This window comes from Paracoccaceae bacterium, from assembly GCA_012103375.1.
Lineage (GTDB): Bacteria > Pseudomonadota > Alphaproteobacteria > Rhodobacterales > Rhodobacteraceae > WLWX01.
The window spans coordinates 1,175,721-1,193,024 of the sequence record WLWX01000001.1; the positions used below are offsets into that span (position 1 = coordinate 1,175,721).

Here is a 17,304-nt window from a genome sequence, read left to right on the forward strand (position 1 = left end):
TCCTTTCGCTCAATAGGCCAGATCGTAAAGCGCGCCAGTCAGCACCCGGATCCCGTCCACGATATCGTCGATGGTCGAAAATTCCTCGGGCGTGTGGGAGCGCCCGCCTTCGCTGCGCACAAAGATCATCGCGACCGGGCAAATCCGCGCCATCTGCTGAGAATCGTGGCCTGCGCCGCTGGCCATATGCATCACCCGAACCCCCGCTGCCGTCGCGCCGCGATCAAGGGCGGCCAGCAGCGCCGGATCGCTCAGACAGGCGGGATGGTCGATCTGGATGCTGGTTTCCAGCGTCAGTCCGCGCCGTGCGGCGACGTCAGCCAGGGTTTTGTCATGGGTACGGTACATTGCGGCTGCCGCGTCCGGGTCCGGGTGGCGGGCGTCGATTGTGAAGGTGACGGCGCGGGGGATGATTGCGGGGGCGTTCGGGTCGGGGATGCATTGCCCGACGGTGGTGACCGCAGGGCGACCAAGCGCGTGGGCGTGGTCGATCACCGCGGTCGCGACCTCGGCAAAACCGGCCATCGGATCGCAGCGCAGGTCCATCGGGAAGGCCCCGGCGTGGTTCGACTGCCCGGACAGCGTGACGCGCGTGTGACGGATATGGGTGATCGCATCGACCACCGCCACGGGCAAATCGGCATCTTCCAGGATCGGGCCCTGCTCGATATGCAACTCGATAAAGGCACGGATGTCTTTGCGCACGGCTTCGCCAATACGGGCGGGGTCATACCCGATGGCGGCCATGGCCGCGCCGATGGTGCCGTCGTTGGCCTCGACCACGGTTTCGCAATCTTCAGGCGTGACCCTTCCGACAATCGCCCGCGATCCCCAGAACCCGGCGGTCGGGAAGCGGCTGCCCTCTTCTTCGCACAGGGATACCATTTCCAACGGAACCTTCGGCCGGCCGAATTCCGCCTTCAGCGTGCTGATCGCGATCAAACCCGCCAGAACGCCAAGCGCCCCGTCATAGCGCCCGCCGGGGCATTGGCTGTCGATGTGGGAGCCTGAGACGATGGCCGCGCCACCTTCTTGCCCCTCGGCCCGCGCCCAGAGGTTCCCGACCGCATCGTACCGAACATCCAGCCCGGCCTCGCGCGCCCAGTCGGCGACCAGATCCTGCGCGGCAACCCATTCGGGCGAATAGGCCGTTCGCCAGACGCCGGTCCCTGAATGCGCGCCAATCGCGCCCAGGGTCATGATCATATCTTCGACGCGCTGCGGGTCGATCATCGGAAGGGCGAGTTTTTCATTCCGAAAGGCTAGGCGTGCGAACCAGCCCCGTCCAGCCGCAGCGCGAAAATCTTTGATGGCCATGACGCGGCGGACCCGGCAAGATGGGTTCAATTGCGGGAGTGGGACGGGGAACACAGGCATGAAGACCATTGGTGTCGACGTCGGGGGAACTTTCACCGACCTGATCTATCTGGATACGTCCAGCGAAGCGCTGGGCATCCACAAGGTCGAAACCACGCCCGACGACCCCTCGCGCGGGGTCATCACCGGGATCAAGGCGCTGTGCGAATTGAATGGCGTCGCGCCCTCTGACGTCGATCATGTGTTCCACGGCACCACGACCGCGACGAACGCGGTGCTAGAGGCCAAGGGCGCGCGGTCCGGCATGATCACCAACGACGGGTTTCGCGACATCCTGCATATCGGGCGGCATCAGCGGGTCGAGCACTATTCGATCATGCAGGAGCTGCCCTGGCAAAGCCGCCCGCTGATCAAACGGCGCTATCGCAAGACCGTCGGAGGGCGGCTGGTTCCCCCGACCGGCGAAGAGCTGGCACCGCTGGATGAGGCCGAAGTGCGCGCCGCCGCTGAGGAGTTGCTGGAGGCGGGCGTTGACTCGGTGGCAATCTGCTTCCTGTTTTCCTACCTCAACCCCGCGCATGAACTGCGCGCGCAGGACATCGTGCAAGAGGTTATGCCGGACGCCTTCGTGACCACCTCGGCGGCAATCTCCCCTCAGTTTCGCGAATTTGAGCGTTTCACGACCGCCGCGCTTGCAGCCTTCGTCGGACCGAAGGTGGGCAGCTATATCGTCGGGCTGGAGGATGCGCTTAAAGGGCTGGGCGTCAAGGGCGACCTGCGGGTCATGGCCTCAAACGGCGGGGTGGCGACGCCGCGCATGGTGACGGAAAATCCGGCGCTGACCCTGATGTCGGGCCTGGCGGCGGGCGTGCTTGGCGGGGCCTGGGTCGGGGCGCAATGCGGGCGGGATCGGCTGATTACTTTCGATATCGGCGGCACCTCGGCGGATATCGGGATCTGTGTCGATGGCGTGTTTTCGGAAACCGATGCGCGGTCCACGTCCATTGCCGGGTTTCCGCTGCTGATGCCGATGCTGGATATTCATACGATTGGCGCGGGTGGTGGCTCGATCGCCTATGTCGACAAGGGTGGAGCGTTCCGCGTCGGTCCGCAAAGTGCCGGCGCTGTTCCGGGACCGGCGGCCTATGGCAAGGGCGGCGATCAACCCACCGTGACGGACGCCAATTTGGTGCTGGGCCGGTTGGAACCCAGCGATTTTCTGGGCGGAGAGATGGGTTTGGACGCCAAAGCCGCGGACGCCGTCATCTCCAAGCTTGCCATCGACCTGAACCTCGACAAACACGAGGCCGCCGAAGGTGTGCTGACGATTCTGAACGCCAATATGGCCAACGCGATACGGTCGCGCACCGTGCAAAAGGGCATCGACCCGCGCGGTTTCGCACTGGTGGCGATGGGCGGGGCAGGGCCGCTGCACGGGGCCGAGGTGGCCGCGATGCTGCAAATCCCCGAGGTTATCGTGCCGCCGTTTCCGGGCATCACCTCGGCCATGGGCTTGCTGACGGCGGATCTCAAATACGATGCGATCCGCACGCAGATCCAGACCTCGACCGCTTGCGATCTGAACCGGGTGAACAGCGATTTCGCGGATATGGAGGCGCAGTCGACCGCGCGGTTGGCCGACGATGGGATCAGCGCCGATGACGTGACTTTCGCGCGCTCCAGCGATCTGCGTTATGTCGGGCAGGGGTACGAGCTGAAGGTGCCGTTCCCCGATGGCACCGTTGACGATGCCGGTCTGTCCGCAGTCTGGGCCGAGTTCCACAAGATCCACGCCGCCGAATACGGCCACGCGTTCGAGGCGAGCCCGATTGAAGTCGTGAACCTGCGCGTCACCGCCATTGGCAGCCACAGCAAACTCGAGAAGTTGCCAGATAGGTCGGGCAGCAGCCTCGACGACGCGTTGCTCTATACCCGTGACAGTATTTTCCGGGCCGAGGGGGCACTGAAAACCTTCGAAACCAGCGTCTACCGCCGCGACGACCTGCCGGTCGGTGTGGCCTTCGACGGCCCGGCCATCCTGTTGCAGAAGGACAGCACGACCGTCGTGCCGCCGGGGGCGACGGCGCGGGCCGATGCCTCGGGCAGTCTCATCATCTCGTTGGAGGGACGCGCATGACCCGGATTGATCCCGTCACCGCCGCCGTCATTCAGGGCGGCCTGGAAAACATCGCGATTGAGATGGGGCACAAGCTGATGCGCATGTCCTATTCCTCGATCATTCGCGAGTCGGAGGATTTTGGCGCGGCATTGACCGACGCCGATGGCTTGCAGATGTGCGAATGCAAGATGTCCACGCCGCTGCAATCCGGGCCGATCCCGGGCTATGTGCGCAATGTGGTCGCGGTTCTGAAGGAACGCGGCGACCCGATCCGCCCCGGCGATGTCATCATGCACAACGACCCCTATGGCGGGGCCAGCCACGGGCCGGACGTGGCGTTCTGCGTGCCGGTGTTTCTGGATGAGGCGCTGATCGGCTGGTCCGTCACCACGGCACATCACCTGGACATCGGCGCGCTGTCGCCGGGCAGTTGCGGCATTGTCGATGCGGTCGATACCTACGCCGAAGGCCTGCAATTCAAGGCGATCAAGGTCTATGATCAGGGCCAGAAGAACGAGGCTGTCTGGCACATCCTGCGCGCCAACATCCGGGCGCAGGAACTGGTCGTTGGCGATATGGAGGCGCAGATCGAAAGTGCGCGGATCGGCGCGGCGCGGTTCCTGGAGTTGGTGCGGCAATACGGCCACGACGATGTGACGACGGCGTTTCACGAACTGATGGATTACTCCGAACGGTTGATGCGCGACGCTATCCGGGCGCTGCCGGATGGGGATTATTCAGCCAAAACCCATATCGACGGGTTTCTGGATGATCCGGACCCGACGCGCAGCCGCTTGCCTCTGGTCGTGACCCTGAAGGTGCGGGGTGATGATCTGGAGGTTGATCTGACCGGCACCGCGCCGCAAATCCCCGACAAGCCGATCAACATGCCGCTGGTTGGCACGGTGGATTGCGCGGTCTGGCTGACGATCCGCTCGATCCTGCTGGATTCGGTGACCTATGGGGCGATCCCGCAGAACTCCGGCCTGACGCGGCCGATCACCATTACCGCGCCCGAAGGCTGTCTGGCCAATCCGATCTTCCCGGCCCCGGTGATTGCGCGGTTCTGCCCCGGCAACCAACTGGCTGACACGGTGATGAAGGCGTTTTCGCAGATCGTTCCGAAGCAGGTCTCCGGCGGGATCGGCAACCTGCGGGTCGTCGCGATTTCCGGGCTGAAGGATGGCAACCACTGGGTCCATATGGAGATTATGGAGGGCAGCTATGGCGGGCGTTTCGGGCTGGACGGAATGGACGCGGTCGACACGCTTTATGCCAACACCCGCAATAACCCGGTTGAGGATATTGAGTCGCACATCCCGCTGAGGATCGAACGCTATGAACTGCGCGAAGATGCGATGGCGCCGGGCCAGTGGCGCGGTGGGATCGGCACGGTGCGAGAGTTCGTGTTCCTGGATGACGCAGGCTTTTCGCTGGAAGGCGATGGTCACGCGTTTGAACCCTGGGGGTTTGATGGCGGCGCGGACGGTCATGTCGCCTCGCTAACGTTGGTTCACCCGGACGGGACGACGCAGGCGCTGCCGTCGAAAGTGCCGTATTTCAAGGTGAACGCGGGCGACAAGCTGGTGTCTTACGGTCCCTGCGGCGGCGGCTATGGCGATGCGGCCCTGCGCGCGCCCGAGGCTGTGGCAGCGGATGTGGCCGCGGAATTCGATGTCGTTTGCCCTGGCGCAAGTGTCTTGGAGCGGACGCGGATGAACCCGCACCTCCGCCCGCCGCTAGGTCCATGAGGATAACGCGCCGCTTCAAATTTCTGAATCGCTTCTGGAATTCCCTGCGCCCGGTGCGCGCCGCAGGCGCAGGGCGCACGCCGGACGCGCGCGCGCCCGGCTAGGCGCGGATGTTCGTCTGCGGGCATCGTTGCAGATCAAACGGGTGATGCTTATTCCAGCGCGCCCTTTGCCGAAATCCGGCTTTTACCCAGCAGGAACGGGTGCAGCGCCTCGGGCAGGTCCACGGACCCATCCGCCTGCTGACCATTTTCCAGCACCGCGATCAGGGCGCGCCCGACGGCCAGTCCCGATCCGTTCAGGGTGTGCACGAACTCCGGCTTGCCACCACCTTCGGGGCGGAAGCGGGCGTTCATCCGCCGGGCCTGAAACGCGGCGGTGGTCGAAACGCTGGAGATTTCGCGATAGGCATTCTGCCCCGGCAACCAGACCTCGACATCGTGGGTGCGCCGTGCGCCGAAGCCCATATCGCCGGTGCACAGCGCGACGGTGCGATAGGGCAGGCCGAGGCGTTCCAGAATATCCTCGGCACAGCGGGTCATGCGGGCATGTTCGGCATCGCTCTCGTCCGGGTGGGTGATCGACACCATCTCGACCTTTTCAAACTGATGCTGGCGCAGCATGCCGGCAGTGTCCCGCCCGGCGGATCCGGCTTCCGAGCGGAAGCACTGCGTATGCGCGGTCAGACGGATCGGCAGGTCGGCGGCGTCCAAGATGCTTTCAGCGACCGAGTAGGTCAGCGACACTTCCGAAGTCGGGACCAGCCAGCGCCCATCGGTTGTTTCATAGGAATCCTCGCCAAATTTCGGCAGCTTGTCCGTTCCCAGCATCGCTTCGGCGCGCACCAGAACCGGGGTCCATGTTTCGGTCAGCCCGTTTTCGGTGGTGTGAACCGTCAGCATGAATTGCCCCAGCGCGCGATGCAGGGCCGCGACCGCGCCGGACAGGAACATGAACCGAGACCCGCTGACCTTGGCGGCGGTTTCAAAGTCGAAGCCGGGCTTGGCACCCGGAATCTCGTAATGCTCAAGCGGCGTGAAATCGAATTCGCGCGGGGTCCCCCAGCGATTGATTTCGACGTTGTCATCTTCGTCCGTACCGTCGGGCACATCGTCATAGGGCAGGTTCGGCAGGCCCAGCAGCAGATCGCGCAACTTGTCGTCGGCGTCTTTGGCCTGTGCCTCCAATGCGGCCCCTTCCTCTTTCTTGGCCGCAACCAGGGCGCGCAGACGCTCAAATTCGGCGTCATCCCCACTGGCCTTCGCCGCCCCCACCTGCTTGGAGGCCGCATTGCGATCCGCCTGCGTGGTTTCCGCCGCCGTGATGGCGGACCGGCGCGATTCATCCAGCGCCAGAATGATGGCCGCAACAGGGTCCAGCCCCCGGCGTTTCAGGGCGGCGTCAAAGGCGTCAGGAGCCTCACGGATGGCGCGGATGTCGTGCATGGGGTGGTCCTTGGTGTTGAGTCCGGTGGGTTATGACTCAGATTCGGGCGGGGTGTAACCGATGGATTTCTGGTAGGCGCGCCGTTGTGTGTCGAAGTCGTCCCAATCCAGTTCGTCTGTGGACCAATGGGCCAGTTTGCCTTCGCCAGCGGTCAGGCCATCGGGCAGTTTGACTGAGGCATCGCCGTAGGCTTCAACAAGGCTGTCGACTGTGGCACACTTGCTACAATCAACGTCTCTCAAGGCTGCACCTCGGAGAGTAGCAGCCTTGAGAGACGTTGCAGAACTCAGATGCGCCCCGTCGAGACTCACCCCCTCCAGATGCGCCCCGTCGAGACCCGCCTCCTCCAGATGCACATTCTCCAATCGGGCGCGGTCAACATTCAGTTGGGTAATGTCGCAGCGGCGCAGGTTGGTGTTGCGAAGATCCAGCACATACCCTTTGTCACGCCCCGGCCCGGTCGCAGCGCGTTCCATGGCAATCTGTTCAGGGTCACGTCGCCCGATGACCTCCAGCGCCGCCTGAATGTCGTCGCGCGTTGTTGGCAGGGCCTTGGTCCATTTGTCCAAGTCCTTTTTCCACTGGTCCGGGTCGGCGGCGTCATGGGGCGGTGCCGAATCCAAACCGTCAGTCGGGGCATTGGCGCGGATATAGGCGCAGAGGATCTCCATGATCTGGATGTGGTCTTTCAGGGATTCCCGCGCGACGCGCTCCAGCGCATAGATCGCGCCGATGCGGACTTCGATGTTGGGTTCGGTTAGTTCTTCAATTATCGGTTTCTTGTAGTCTGGTTTGCCGTCCGGCCCGTCTTCGTAAAGCAGGGTGCCCTTATTGTTCTTGCGGTGACGTCGGACCGTCTTTTCGCGCCCCAACCCCTCAACTGCCTTGTTGATCCGATCTGTTGTCAGGCCCTGCTCTGCGATATTCGCTTGGCGCTGTGCGACGTAGGATCGCCACGCAATGAATGGCGCACCAAATGCAGCAGCCAGGACCAGGCCGATGTTTCGGATCGCCTCACCGGAGGTGCCAGCCTCGTAATGAAAGGCGACCGCCAGAAATTGCCAAAGGCTTGCAAGGGCGCCTATGGCGACCAAGCCCATCAAAAGAAGGACAAAACGGCCGAGCATGCGCCCAAACCATGGTGCTGCCATCCAATCCGGCGGATCGCGAAATCCCAGCCAATCCATCAAAGAGCCGCTCTTTTTCACCATCCTCGCCACCTTCGTAATTGAATGCGCGCGCGTCCCCACCCATATGCCCCCTAATCCCCGGCATTTGAACCGGGAAATGCACACAGGCTCGCTTGCGCCTTCCGGGGTGCGCGACTAGGGTGCGCGCCGATATGACAGGGGGCTGACCCCAACAGAAACGGGGAACGATCCATGTTTGTCTCACCAGCATTTGCGCAATCCGCCGGCGGCGCGGGGGCCTTCGGGTCTTTCATCCCGCTGATCCTGATCTTCGCGATCATGTACTTCCTGCTGATCCGTCCGCAGCAAAAGAAGGTCAAGGAACACCGCGCCATGGTCGAAGCCGTGCGCCGGGGTGACCAGATCATCACCCAGGGCGGCGTGATCGGCAAAGTCACCAAGGTCAAAGAAGGCGAGACCGAGATCGAGGTTGAGATTGCCAAGGGCGTCACCGTGCGCGTGGTCAAGTCGACCGTCGCACAAGTGATGTCGAAAACCGAACCGGCGTCCAGCTAACATGCTGCAGATATCGCTGTGGAAACGGGTACTTATCTGGGGGCTGGTGGCCCTTGGGGTGGTTCTGGCGACGCCCAATGCGTTTTACACCCGGGTCGAACAATCCAACGACGCCCGAATTGCGATCGAGGTTGAGGGCGCGACCCCCGAACGGACGGCACTGGCCGAACAATGGCCCGGTTGGGCGCCCTCGGCGCTGGTGAATCTGGGGCTCGATCTGCGGGGCGGAGCGCATTTGCTGGCCGAGGTTAAGGTCGAGGATGTCTATGCCACCCGCGTCGATGCGATGTGGCCCGAGGTGCGCGACACCCTGCGCGATCTGCGCGACAATGTCGGCACGATCCGCCGACAGGGTGGCCCCGAAGATGTGCTGAGCGTCCGCATTTCCCAGCCCGAGGGGATGGCGCAGGCGCTGGAAGCGGTGCGCGCGCTGTTCCAGCCCGTGGTCAGCCTGACCGGCGTGGGGTCAACCAATTTCGTGGCCGCAGGCGACGGCGACATTCTGACGGTGCAGCTGAGTGACGAAGAAAAACTCGCCACCGACGACCGGACAATCCAGCAAAGCCTTGAAATCATTCGCCGTCGCGTGGATGAGGTCGGCACCCGCGAACCGACGATCCAGCGTCAGGGGGCCGACCGTATCCTGATCCAGGTGCCGGGAATTGGGTCTGCCGAGGAACTGAAAGCGCTGATCGGCACGACTGCGCAGTTGACGTTCCACCCGGTGGTGAACCAGACGACCGACCCCAACGCCAACCCCGGCCCGCGCCAGATTCTGCTGCCCGAGGTCGTGGAAGGGAATAACACGCCGTCGATCCATTACGTTCTCGAACAGAGCTTCGTCGTCTCGGGCGAAGATCTGTTCGATGCGCAACCCTCTTTCGATCAGAACGGCCAGCCCGCCGTCAGCTTCCGGTTCAATCCGACCGGCGCGCGGAAATTCGGCGATTACACGGCCGAGAATATCGGTTCACCCTTCGCGATTGTGCTGGATGAAGAGGTTATCTCGGCCCCCGTCATCCAGTCCCACATTCCGGGCGGGTCCGGCATCATCACCGGGAATTTCTCGGTCGCTGAAAGCACCAATCTGGCCGTTTTGCTGCGCGCCGGCGCCTTGCCTGCCGAACTGACGTTCCTGGAAGAACGCACCATCGGCCCCGAACTGGGGCAGGACAGTATCGACGCGGGGCGCATCGCCTGCCTTGTCGCCTTTGGCGCGGTGCTGGTTTTCATGGGCCTCAGCTATGGTCTGTTCGGGCTGTTCGCGAATATCGCGCTGATCATCAACGTGGCGCTGATCTTCGGACTGCTGTCCGCAATCGGTGCCACGCTGACCCTGCCGGGTATCGCCGGGATCGTTCTGACCATCGGCATGGCGGTGGATGCCAATGTGCTGATCTTCGAACGGATCCGGGAAGAGCTGAAGACCGCCAAAGGCCCGGCCCGCGCGATCGAGCTTGGCTACGAAAAGGCGCTCAGCGCCATTCTGGACGCCAATATCACCACCTTCATCACAGCCGTGATCCTGTTCGTCATGGGCTCTGGCCCCGTGCGCGGCTTTTCGATCACGCTGGGACTGGGTATCCTGACCTCGGTCTTCACGGCGATCTTCGTCACCCGGATCATGATCATCATGTGGTTCGAGCGCCGCCGCCCGCGCACAATCGAGGTCTGACCCATGCGTCTGCGACTTGTTCCCAAGGAAACCACGCTCGACTTCTTCAAGGTGTCAAAACTGACGCTGGGGCTGTCGGGACTGGCGATGATCGCTTCGATTGTGATGTTCTTTGTTGTCGGCTTGAATTTCGGCATCGACTTCCGCGGCGGCACCACGATCCGCACCGACAGTCAGGTTGCGGTGGATGTCGGTGCGTATCGCGATGCGCTTGAGGTGCTGAACCTGGGGGACGTGTCGATTACCGAGGTGTTCGACCCGACGAACTTGGACCAGAACGTCGCAATGATTCGCATTCAGGCGCAGGAAGGCGATGAGTCTGTGTCCAGCGATACGATTGTCGCGATGGAAGCAGCGCTGAACCAGATCGACCCCACGATGACGTTCCCGTCGGTCGAAAGCGTCGGCCCGAAAGTATCCGGAGAGCTGGTGCAGACCGCCATTCTGGCCGTCTTTGCGGCCATCGCGGCAGTGCTGATCTATATCTGGCTTAGATTCGAATGGCAGTTTTCGCTGGGTGCGGTGGCGGCACTGGTCCATGACGTGACGTTGACGATTGGCATATTCTCGCTGTTGCAGATCAAGTTCGATCTGGCGATCATCGCGGCCCTGCTGACCATCGTTGGCTATTCGCTGAACGACACCGTGGTCGTGTTTGACCGGGTGCGCGAGAATCTGCGCAAGTTCAAACAGCGTGATCTGAAAGATGTGCTGAACCTGTCGATCAACGAGACGCTGTCCCGGACGGTCATGACCTCTGTCACGACACTGCTGGCGCTGATTTCGCTTTTCATTCTGGGCGGTGACGTGATCCGGGGCTTCGTGTTCGCGATGATCTGGGGCGTGATCGTGGGGACCTATTCGTCGGTCTTCGTGGCCAGTGCGATCCTGCTGCGTCTTGGCGTCAAGCGGGACTGGTCGAAATCGGGGCCCAAAGCGGGCGGACAATACGCCAACATTGACGCGTGAGGCGCGTCGGAGCCTCCGGCGGGGATATTTTCGACGAGAAGAGCATCGGGGTCTGAGAATTGACCGACGGCTTCCTCTGGCTGGCAGCAGCGGCTGTTCTGGCCGGTCTGGTGCGCGGGTTTTCGGGCTTTGGAACTGCGCTGGTATTCCTGCCGATTGCCGGGCAGATCCTTGGGCCGTTCGAGGCCGTGACCACAATGATCGTGATGGATGCAGTCGGGCCGCTGCCCAATGTGCCACGCGCACTGAAGGTGGCGCATCGGCGAGATGTGCTGCGGTTGTCGCTGGGCTATGCCATTGTGATGCCACTGGGCGTGTGGGTGCTGCTGAACATCGGCTCGGACGGGTTTCGTTACACCGTCTCAACGCTGGCCCTTGGGCTGTTGGCGTTATTGATGCTGGGTATTCGCTATCGCGGAACGCTAACGCGGTGGCTGGTCTACCTGATCGGCGGCATTGCCGGGCTGACAGGCGGTGCCGCCGGGATTGCGGGCCCGCCGGTGATCCTGTTTTACATGGCCAGCCGACATAGCGCACAAGTGATCCGCGCCAATATCCTGCTGTTCTTGTTTCTGACCGATATCGCCCTTCTGATCGCATTCTGGGTGTCCGGTCAGATGGTGTCAGCCGCTCTGTTGACGGGGTTGGCGCTGATCCCCGTCTATGCCTTGGCCAATGTCGCCGGGGCCGCTATTTTCCGCCCCGAGGCGGAGCGCACCTATCGCGCGGTCGCCTATCTTATCATCGCAGCCTCAGCCCTCAGCGGGCTGCCGCTTTGGGACTGACGCCATGCAACTGACCGAGATTTCATATCCCGATGCCAGTCCGATTGATGGCTATGGGCCGGGGTTTTTTCGCATCGGCGGACAAGTCATTGAAGGCGTGGTGGCGGTGTTGCCCAGCGGAACCGCTGCCTGGGGCGGTCTGACCGATCCTGCGGCGCTGATCGCGGCAGCGGGTGACATTGACGTTTTGCTGATCGGCACCGGGGCCGAGATTGCCGCCGTCCCGCCAGAATTTCGCGACGCCCTGGAAGATGTCGGCATCGGGGTAGAGCCGATGGCGACACCCGCTGCCTGCCGGACGTTCAACATGCTGCTGGCCGAAGGACGGCGGGTTGGGGCGGCGCTGATCCCGGTCTAAGCGCGTTTGGATTACTGCGCCGCCTCCAGCGCCGGGCGCAGGGTGTCGGCGATAACCCGTTGGGTCAACGCCCCGGCGATGCGGGCAACGACGCGGCCTTCTCCGTCCACCACGAAAGTTTCGGGCAGGCCATAGACGCCCCAATCGACCGACTGGCGGCCTTTGGGGTCGGTGCTGATCCCGGCATAGGGGTTGCCCAGTTCGGCCAGAAACCGCAGCGCAGCCTCGGGGCGGTCCTTCTGGTTGACGCCGTAGACCGGCATTTCGGCGGCCAGCGCGGTGATGTTGGGATGCTCGACCCGGCAGGGCGCGCACCAGCTGGCCCAGAAGTTGACCAGCTTGACTTGCCCGTCGGCGAAGACCTCGGACGAAAATGTCGGCAGGTCGCCCAGCGGGATGGCTTCGATCGCCGGGGCATCGCGCCCGATAAAGGCCGAGGGCAGCGTGTCAGGATCATCGTGCAGCAGTCCGGGGATGAAGAAGCCGCCGATCAATGCCAGGAAAATGCCGACCGGCAGCAGGCCCATCCAGTTCAGGCCGGGCTTGTCACTCATCACGTTCGGCCTGCGCCAGATCACGCTGCACCCGCCGGGCGCGCGCAACGCTGATCACCACCAGCCCGACCAGCAGCACAATCGCGGCCACGTAAGACCCGGCCACCTCGGCCCCGTATTTGCCCAGATCAACCATCAGGCCATCCGCGCGCGAAGTTCAAGCGCATGCAGGCGGCGGGCACGCACCTCGGTCCTTGTGCGCAGGATCACAAGCGCCAGGAACAACAACCCGAACCCCACCATCGAGATCACCAGCGGCAGCCAGAACACGTTCGAAATATTCTCTTCCTTGTCCAATGACAGCGTCGCCCCCTGATGCAGCCCCTGATTCCAGAAGATCGTGGCATAGCGCGACAGGATCGCGAAGATCGAGCCGACAAGACACAGCACACTGGTCAGGTCGGCGGCGGTGTCGGGATCCTCGATCGCGGCCCAAAGCGCGATATAGCCAAGATAGAACAAGAACAGGATCAGAAAGCTGGTCAGGCGCGGATCCCAGGCCCACCAGGTGCCCCACATCGGCTGGCCCCAGATCGCGCCGGTGATCAGTGCGATCAGCGTCATCACCACGCCCACAGGTGCTGCGGCTTTGGCAGCCAACGCGCTGACATGGTGGCGGCGGATCAGCCAGATCAGGCTGGCCACCAGCATCATCGCCCAGGCGTTGATCGCCATCAGGGCGCTGGGAACATGGATGAATATGATCTTGACCGTTGCGCCAAATTTTTCCGCAGGCGGCGTCAGGAAGAAGCCCCAGATCAACCCCACGGCCAGGCACAGCAATGCCGCGCCCCAGACCCAAGGTTGGGCGCGGGCGGTCAGGGCCATGAAGCGGGCCGGGTTCGCATATTCCCAGAGTGACATGGGGCTTACCTACGCGGGGTTCGGGGGCGGCTCAACCACCTCACCGAAGGTTGATTCTGAGGGCGGCTGCGGATGCAAAGGGCAACAGGGCAATTGCGCCCAGCGTAATCCCGGCAAGCAGCAGCAGCGGTGTCTGATAGGGTTGATCCAGCGCGGCGCGGCGCACCACCTCGGCCCCGAAGATCAGCGTCGGGATATACATCGGCAGCACCAGCAGGCCCAGTAGCAGCCCGCCACGCTTCAGGCCAACAGTCAGGGCCGCGCCGAAGGCACCGATCATCGACAGGGCGGGCGTGCCAAGCGCCAGTGTGGCGACCAGCATCGGATAGGCCCCCACCGGCAGGTTCAGGAACAGCGCCAGCAGCGGCGCCAGCAGCGTCAGCGGCAATCCCGTCGTCAGCCAATGCGCGATGCCTTTGGCCAGCGTCACTGATTCCAGCGGCACCGGGGCGGTCGCCAGCAGGTCAAGGGTTCCATCCTCCCAATCCAGCGCGAACATCCGGTCCAGCGACAACAGGCAGGCCAGCAGCGCCGCAACCCAGAGGATGCCCGGCGCGATCGCGGCCAGTTGGCTGCGCTCCGGCCCTACGGCCAGCGGCACCAGCACTGCGACGATCAGGAAGAAGGCCAGGCCCAGGCCGAAGCCACCCCCGGCGCGAATTGCCAGTTTCAGGTCGCGGACAATCAGGCGGATCATGCGTGAACCCCGTCAAAGGCGGTTGCACCGCTGCGCGCCTTGAACGCTGTCATATCAAGGGTTTGCGCATCCACGCCCAGATCAATATGGCTGGCCATCAGGGCAGAGCCGCCGCCAGCCAGATGCGCCGCCACGACCCGCCCGAACAGCGCGACCCCATCTGTGTCGAGCGAGATTGTCGGTTCATCCAGCACCCAGATCGGCCGACCCGTGACCAGCAATCGCGCCAGCCCCAGGCGACGTCGCTGACCCGCCGACAGGTTGCCCGCAGGGCGGCGGCGCAGGGGGGTTATCGCGAATGCCTCTAGCGCCGCATCTATGCCGGATTGCCCGAACACACCGGCCCAGAACTCCAGATTCTCGGCCACGCTTAACGTTGCCTTGATGCCGTCGGCGTGCCCGGCATAGGCGACCGCGTTGGCGTCCACCTGTAACCGCCCGGACAGGGCGGGCTGCAACCCGGCGATGGTGCGCAACAAGGTGGTCTTGCCCGACCCGTTCGGCCCGGTCAGCACCAGCGCCGCACCCGCGTCCAGCGTGAATGTCACGCCGTCCAGCACCGGCAGTCCGCCGCGCGCAACACTCAGATTTTCGGCCTCGATCCGCATCATCCTGCCCTAACGCATCGACTGAGTTTTGGAAATCCAATTGGCGGGGCGGACTAATTTGGTGGCAGGTCCCCCCATACGGCGGATGGTCAGGGGCGAACTGCGGGGCTAATCTGTGGTGCCATGGAACACAGCCGCCACCTGTCCGCGCCGCCGCAGGCCCAGCCGTCGCAGCAGATTTTCCACGTGATCTTTGACCGTCGCGGGGCTGAGGCCAAGTGCGACGGCGATTTCCTTGTTCGAGTCACCCCGCGCCAGCGCCTCAGCCACCTGTCGCTGGCGCGGCGTCAAAGCGTTCAGCGCATGTTGGTGCGGGGCATGCGGGCGCGCGATAACAATCGCCGCGCCCAGCCTGTCACTCGCAGTGAAATCGATCGCCACATCGACGCCGTTTTGCGGCAATCGCGACAGCGGCGCCAGCGCTGCCCATGGCGCAGCATCGCCATCCTGCAACGCCGCCAGCGCCTGACCCAGATCGCGCGTCATCCGTTCGTCCAGCATTGAAAGGCCCCCAACATGTCATCTGTTCCCGTTGAGGTAAGCAACTTCTTCCTGGCCATGCAAGCGGGCCGCGCCGGTGCCGAGGCGCTGGCCGCCTGCTTTGCCGAGGATGCGATTTACGAAGAACCCTTCACCGGAACATTGCGCCGCCACGAAGGTCGCAAGGCGGTGATGTCGGCGATGGCGATGGGGTGGGAAAACCCGATGCCCGACATGCGCATCCGGATCAACCACGCCCGCACCGAAGGGGATGAAATTCACGTGGCCTGGACCTGTTTTTCGCCCGCGATCCCCGGCGGGTCGGGCAATGGCCGGAACCGCTATGTCATGCGCGACGGGCTGATTGCCGAACTGTTCACAACGCTGGAGGACGCATGAGCACGCAAGATGTCGACACCTGGATGCAAGCCTATGACAACCCGCAAAAGTCACTGGTCGCAGCCGTTCGCGCCGCAATCATGTCCGCCGATCCGCGCGTGAGCGAGGCGATCAAATGGCAGGCGCCGACCTTCATCTACAAGGGCAATATTGCCAGCTTCTTCCCAAAGGCGAAGGCCCATGTGACGCTGATGTTTCACAAAGGGGCCACGATTGCGGGTGATTTCCCGCTGTTGCAGGGCGACGGGAAAGAGGCGCGGACGATGAAATTCGCGGACCAGGCCGCGCTTGATGCGGGCCGTACAGAACTGGCCGAGGTGGTACGCGCCTGGTGTGATCAGCGGGACGCCGAAGGCTAGGGTCAGGACCAATTAATCCGACACCGCTGAGATGAAGCGGATTTGACGTTCTTCGGATTTGACGGATTTCCACCATGACACCGTCTTAGGTCTTTGAAATAGAACCACTATTCCGTCAAACCTAATCCTTGTCAGACAGAAAATCTGTCAAACCAGCGGTGTCGGATTAATTGGTCCTCACCCTAAAGCGTTTCGACATTAACCTGAGACATATCCGGCGGCCTTAAAGTAGTTCCAGCATTCTACTGGGTCGTAGAGATCGCAGATTGCTCCGATTGCTTCGAAGACCTGGGTAAAGGACCTGGCCCCGATCCGTCGCAAATGGGCTTTCAGTTTAGAGAAGGCCTGCTCGATGGGATTCAGGTCGGGCGAGTACGGTGGCAGGTAAAGGAACCAGCAGCCGTGATTGCGTAAAGCCTGCGTCGCCTCCTTATTCCGGTGGGTTGCCAGGTTGTCGAGAATGACGACAGTGCCGGGGTTGATCTCGGGGACCAGCACTTCGCGGATGTAGGCCGCGAAGGCGGGGCCATCTATCGCTCCCTTGATGACCCAAGGTGCGATCAGCGCGCCTTGGGTCAGGCCCGCGATCAAGGTTTGGGTTCCCCAGCTTCCGAAGGGCGCATCCATCGTCAGGCGCTTACCGCGCTTGGCTCTGCCGCGTAGGCGCGTGAGGTTTGTCTTCACTGCGGTTTCGTCAATAAAGACAACGCGCTCAGGAAAGGTCGCAATGGCTGGCGAGCGGTATCTGAACCAGTCGGCCCGTTGCTGCCTTACCTTGGCGCGGCGGCGCTCGGTTGCGACCAGCGACTTTTTTTGTACGTGAAGCCGAGCCGGGACAGAAGGTTGGCGATGGAGGAGTGATGCACCCGCACACCCTCTGCATCGGCCAGCGCATTACGCAACTCAAAGAGCGTGATGTCAGGGTCTTGTGCGATCAACTCCTCAAAGAATTCCCGATGCGGAGCCAGCTTTCCCTTGCCGCGCGGCGGTCCCTGCCGGGCAGGTTCCGCATGACCCTTCATCCTCACCTGACGCGCCCACCGCGCGCCTGTGGCAGGCGACAGCTTCAACCGCAACGCCGCCGCGCGCCCGCTCAACCCTTCTTCAATGTATCTCTGAAACCGTATCCGAAGCGCAGATGGCAAAGGTGCTGACATGATCCATCCTCCCAAACAGGATGAATCACAGATCAGGTCTCAAGGGAATCCCTCGCGATT

Annotated in this window: 18 protein-coding genes and 1 pseudogene; 9 read left to right on the top strand and 10 right to left on the bottom strand. The window is 62.9% G+C overall.

All coding sequences use genetic code 11. From position 1 onward, the window contains the following. Positions 1 to 9: 9 nt before the first annotated feature. The gene (locus tag GKR99_06140; GenBank protein ID NKB27141.1) at positions 10 to 1,233 is read right to left on the bottom strand and encodes a hydantoinase/carbamoylase family amidase; all 1,224 of its coding nucleotides are present in this window, start codon (positions 1,231 to 1,233) and stop codon (positions 10 to 12) included. A gap of 142 nt (positions 1,234 to 1,375) precedes the next feature. Between GKR99_06140 and GKR99_06145 the strand changes: the two genes are divergently transcribed. Then, positions 1,376 to 3,454, top strand: coding sequence for a hydantoinase/oxoprolinase family protein (locus GKR99_06145; GenBank protein ID NKB27142.1), 2,079 nt, complete (start codon positions 1,376 to 1,378; stop codon positions 3,452 to 3,454). Next, positions 3,451 to 5,187, top strand: a complete 1,737-nt coding sequence (locus GKR99_06150) for a hydantoinase B/oxoprolinase family protein (protein ID NKB27143.1) — start codon at positions 3,451 to 3,453, stop codon at positions 5,185 to 5,187. The genes GKR99_06145 and GKR99_06150 overlap by 4 nt, the downstream gene beginning before the upstream one ends. A 152-nt stretch (positions 5,188 to 5,339) precedes the next feature. Here the strand turns inward: GKR99_06150 and serS are convergent, their stop codons facing one another. Both serS and GKR99_06160 read right to left on the bottom strand, forming a co-directional pair. After that, positions 5,340 to 6,632 carry a serine--tRNA ligase gene (gene serS, locus GKR99_06155; protein ID NKB27144.1) on the bottom strand — a complete coding sequence of 431 codons (1,293 nt, stop codon included), beginning with the start codon at positions 6,630 to 6,632 and terminating at the stop codon, positions 5,340 to 5,342. A 30-nt stretch (positions 6,633 to 6,662) separates the two neighbouring features. Further along, the gene (locus GKR99_06160) at positions 6,663 to 7,844 is read right to left on the bottom strand and encodes a hypothetical protein (GenBank protein ID NKB27145.1); all 1,182 of its coding nucleotides are present in this window, start codon (positions 7,842 to 7,844) and stop codon (positions 6,663 to 6,665) included. Between the two features lie 171 nt (positions 7,845 to 8,015). On the opposite strand from GKR99_06160, the gene yajC reads away from it, so the two are divergent. From yajC to GKR99_06185, 5 genes are read left to right on the top strand one after another with little or no spacing between them, the layout of a single operon-like run. Beyond that, positions 8,016 to 8,339, top strand: coding sequence for a preprotein translocase subunit YajC (gene yajC, locus GKR99_06165; protein ID NKB27146.1), 324 nt, complete (start codon positions 8,016 to 8,018; stop codon positions 8,337 to 8,339). A 1-nt stretch (position 8,340) separates the two neighbouring features. Beyond that, positions 8,341 to 10,014, top strand: coding sequence for a protein translocase subunit SecD (gene secD, locus GKR99_06170; GenBank protein NKB27147.1), 1,674 nt, complete (start codon positions 8,341 to 8,343; stop codon positions 10,012 to 10,014). A 3-nt stretch (positions 10,015 to 10,017) separates the two neighbouring features. Continuing rightward, the gene (gene secF, locus GKR99_06175) at positions 10,018 to 10,983 is read left to right on the top strand and encodes a protein translocase subunit SecF (protein ID NKB27148.1); all 966 of its coding nucleotides are present in this window, start codon (positions 10,018 to 10,020) and stop codon (positions 10,981 to 10,983) included. A gap of 59 nt (positions 10,984 to 11,042) precedes the next feature. Beyond that, the gene (locus GKR99_06180) at positions 11,043 to 11,768 is read left to right on the top strand and encodes a TSUP family transporter (protein NKB27149.1); all 726 of its coding nucleotides are present in this window, start codon (positions 11,043 to 11,045) and stop codon (positions 11,766 to 11,768) included. A gap of 4 nt (positions 11,769 to 11,772) precedes the next feature. After that, the gene (locus tag GKR99_06185; GenBank protein NKB27150.1) at positions 11,773 to 12,126 is read left to right on the top strand and encodes a hypothetical protein; all 354 of its coding nucleotides are present in this window, start codon (positions 11,773 to 11,775) and stop codon (positions 12,124 to 12,126) included. An 11-nt stretch (positions 12,127 to 12,137) separates the two neighbouring features. Here the strand turns inward: GKR99_06185 and GKR99_06190 are convergent, their stop codons facing one another. The 6 genes from GKR99_06190 to GKR99_06215 form a co-directional block, all read right to left on the bottom strand. Further along, positions 12,138 to 12,653 (bottom strand): DsbE family thiol:disulfide interchange protein, encoded by a 516-nt coding sequence (locus GKR99_06190; protein ID NKB27151.1) that lies wholly within the window; start codon positions 12,651 to 12,653, stop codon positions 12,138 to 12,140. Between the two features lie 19 nt (positions 12,654 to 12,672). Next, a complete protein-coding gene (gene ccmD, locus GKR99_06195) occupies positions 12,673 to 12,819 on the bottom strand; it encodes a heme exporter protein CcmD (protein NKB27152.1) in 147 nt (48 codons plus the stop codon). Continuing rightward, the gene (locus tag GKR99_06200) at positions 12,816 to 13,544 is read right to left on the bottom strand and encodes a transcriptional regulator (protein NKB27153.1); all 729 of its coding nucleotides are present in this window, start codon (positions 13,542 to 13,544) and stop codon (positions 12,816 to 12,818) included. The genes ccmD and GKR99_06200 overlap by 4 nt, the downstream gene beginning before the upstream one ends. Before the next feature lie 40 nt (positions 13,545 to 13,584). Beyond that, positions 13,585 to 14,241 carry a heme exporter protein CcmB gene (gene ccmB, locus GKR99_06205; protein NKB27154.1) on the bottom strand — a complete coding sequence of 219 codons (657 nt, stop codon included), beginning with the start codon at positions 14,239 to 14,241 and terminating at the stop codon, positions 13,585 to 13,587. Next, positions 14,238 to 14,849, bottom strand: coding sequence for a heme ABC exporter ATP-binding protein CcmA (ccmA, locus tag GKR99_06210; GenBank protein ID NKB27155.1), 612 nt, complete (start codon positions 14,847 to 14,849; stop codon positions 14,238 to 14,240). The genes ccmB and ccmA overlap by 4 nt, the downstream gene beginning before the upstream one ends. A gap of 108 nt (positions 14,850 to 14,957) precedes the next feature. Continuing rightward, positions 14,958 to 15,350, bottom strand: a complete 393-nt coding sequence (locus tag GKR99_06215; protein ID NKB27156.1) for a hypothetical protein — start codon at positions 15,348 to 15,350, stop codon at positions 14,958 to 14,960. 15 nt (positions 15,351 to 15,365) lie between these two features. Here GKR99_06215 and GKR99_06220 point away from each other — a divergent pair, with 15 nt between their 5' ends. Continuing rightward, positions 15,366 to 15,728 carry a hypothetical protein gene (locus tag GKR99_06220; protein NKB27157.1) on the top strand — a complete coding sequence of 121 codons (363 nt, stop codon included), beginning with the start codon at positions 15,366 to 15,368 and terminating at the stop codon, positions 15,726 to 15,728. Next, complete coding sequence (locus tag GKR99_06225) at positions 15,725 to 16,087, top strand: hypothetical protein (protein ID NKB27158.1); 363 nt, start codon at positions 15,725 to 15,727, stop codon at positions 16,085 to 16,087. The genes GKR99_06220 and GKR99_06225 overlap by 4 nt, the downstream gene beginning before the upstream one ends. Positions 16,088 to 16,285: 198 nt before the next feature. Here the strand turns inward: GKR99_06225 and GKR99_06230 are convergent. Next, positions 16,286 to 17,244, bottom strand: a pseudogene (locus GKR99_06230) (IS630 family transposase). Positions 17,245 to 17,304: the final 60 nt, after the last annotated feature.

What these genes read in the sequence shown, in the direction of transcription:
- GKR99_06140 (NKB27141.1), bottom strand. Translation starts at nt 1,233, where the DNA reads ATGATCGACCCGCAGCGCGTCGAAGATATGATCATGACCCTGGGCGCG.
- GKR99_06145 (NKB27142.1), top strand. Translation starts at nt 1,376, where the DNA reads ATGAAGACCATTGGTGTCGACGTCGGGGGAACTTTCACCGACCTGATC.
- GKR99_06150 (NKB27143.1), top strand. Translation starts at nt 3,451, where the DNA reads ATGACCCGGATTGATCCCGTCACCGCCGCCGTCATTCAGGGCGGCCTG.
- serS (NKB27144.1), bottom strand. Translation starts at nt 6,632, where the DNA reads ATGCACGACATCCGCGCCATCCGTGAGGCTCCTGACGCCTTTGACGCC.
- GKR99_06160 (NKB27145.1), bottom strand. Translation starts at nt 7,844, where the DNA reads ATGGTGAAAAAGAGCGGCTCTTTGATGGATTGGCTGGGATTTCGCGAT.
- yajC (NKB27146.1), top strand. Translation starts at nt 8,016, where the DNA reads ATGTTTGTCTCACCAGCATTTGCGCAATCCGCCGGCGGCGCGGGGGCC.
- secD (NKB27147.1), top strand. Translation starts at nt 8,341, where the DNA reads ATGCTGCAGATATCGCTGTGGAAACGGGTACTTATCTGGGGGCTGGTG.
- secF (NKB27148.1), top strand. Translation starts at nt 10,018, where the DNA reads ATGCGTCTGCGACTTGTTCCCAAGGAAACCACGCTCGACTTCTTCAAG.
- GKR99_06185 (NKB27150.1), top strand. Translation starts at nt 11,773, where the DNA reads ATGCAACTGACCGAGATTTCATATCCCGATGCCAGTCCGATTGATGGC.
- GKR99_06190 (NKB27151.1), bottom strand. Translation starts at nt 12,653, where the DNA reads ATGGGCCTGCTGCCGGTCGGCATTTTCCTGGCATTGATCGGCGGCTTC.
- GKR99_06200 (NKB27153.1), bottom strand. Translation starts at nt 13,544, where the DNA reads ATGTCACTCTGGGAATATGCGAACCCGGCCCGCTTCATGGCCCTGACC.
- ccmB (NKB27154.1), bottom strand. Translation starts at nt 14,241, where the DNA reads ATGATCCGCCTGATTGTCCGCGACCTGAAACTGGCAATTCGCGCCGGG.
- ccmA (NKB27155.1), bottom strand. Translation starts at nt 14,849, where the DNA reads ATGCGGATCGAGGCCGAAAATCTGAGTGTTGCGCGCGGCGGACTGCCG.
- GKR99_06215 (NKB27156.1), bottom strand. Translation starts at nt 15,350, where the DNA reads ATGCTGGACGAACGGATGACGCGCGATCTGGGTCAGGCGCTGGCGGCG.
- GKR99_06220 (NKB27157.1), top strand. Translation starts at nt 15,366, where the DNA reads ATGTCATCTGTTCCCGTTGAGGTAAGCAACTTCTTCCTGGCCATGCAA.
- GKR99_06225 (NKB27158.1), top strand. Translation starts at nt 15,725, where the DNA reads ATGAGCACGCAAGATGTCGACACCTGGATGCAAGCCTATGACAACCCG.